Below are 1,101 nucleotides of genomic sequence, written 5' to 3' on the forward strand. Positions count from 1 at the left end.
TCTCCGAACGCACGCTGCATGCCGACAATGCCAGGAAGATCCGCTCGGCGATCAACGACCTGACGCTGAAGGGCCATATCTACAAGGGCAAGCTGCCGCCGCCCAAGGGCGAGAAGCCGGACGACTGGGAAGACCGCGAACAGACGCTGTTCCGCTCGACCGCCGTCGGCGACGACATGGACCGGGCGCTGGTCAAGTCCGACGGCTCGTTCACCTATTTCGCCGCCGATGTGGCGTATCTGAAGGACAAGGTGGATCGCGGCTTCGTCGACCTGATCTATGTTCTCGGCGCCGACCATGGCGGCTACGTCAAGCGCCTGGAAGCCTTGGCGCGGGCGATTGCCGGCGACGACGTCAAGCTCACCGTCCTCTTGTGCAATCTGGTCAAGCTGTTTCGCGATGGCGAGCCGGTGCGCATGTCGAAGCGGTCCGGCGATTTCGTGACGTTGCGCGAGGTGGTGGAAGAAGTCGGACGCGATCCGATCCGCTTCATGATGCTCTATCGCAAGAACGATGCGCCGCTCGATTTCGACTTCGCCAAGGTCACCGAGCAGTCGAAGGACAATCCGGTGTTCTACGTGCAGTACGCCTCGGCGCGCTGCCATTCGGTGTTCCGGCAGGCGAGCGAACAGTTGGGGGAGGCGAATTTCGATCGCAACAACCTGGCGGCCGCGGCAACGTCGCTGGCCGACGAAGGTGAAATCGGGCTGATCCGGAAGCTTGCCGAATATCCACGCCTGATCGAGTCCGCCGCTCTTGCGCTCGAGCCGCATCGGCTGGCATTTTATCTCTATGATCTGGCTTCCAGTTTCCACGGACACTGGAACCGGGGCACGGATAATCCGGACTTACGTTTTGTTAAGGTTAACGACCGACAATTGACGCATGCCAGACTAGGGCTGGTGCAGGCTGTTTCGGATGTTCTGACGTCCGGCCTGACGTTGATCGGAGCGGCTGCGCCCACCGAAATGCGTTAGGTTTGACTAAAAAACCTGTCACCTTTTGCCCACATTGCGCTGGTAAGGGCCAACCCTGCGCGACGTCCAAGGCGTCCGAATGAGTGCGAGTTCGGGAACAATAATGGCAGACAGAACCCAACTG

Annotated in this window: 1 protein-coding gene; it reads left to right on the forward strand. The window is 60.1% G+C overall.

Going from position 1 to position 1,101, the window contains the following annotated elements; translation table 11 throughout:
* Positions 1-977, forward strand: a 977-nt coding sequence (locus EOA36_RS35960) for a DALR anticodon-binding domain-containing protein (protein WP_245464566.1), incomplete at its 5' end; no start/stop codon positions are given.
* Positions 978-1,101 lie beyond the last annotated feature (124 nt).

The organism is Mesorhizobium sp. M8A.F.Ca.ET.021.01.1.1, assembly GCF_003998025.1.
GTDB lineage: Bacteria > Pseudomonadota > Alphaproteobacteria > Rhizobiales > Rhizobiaceae > Mesorhizobium.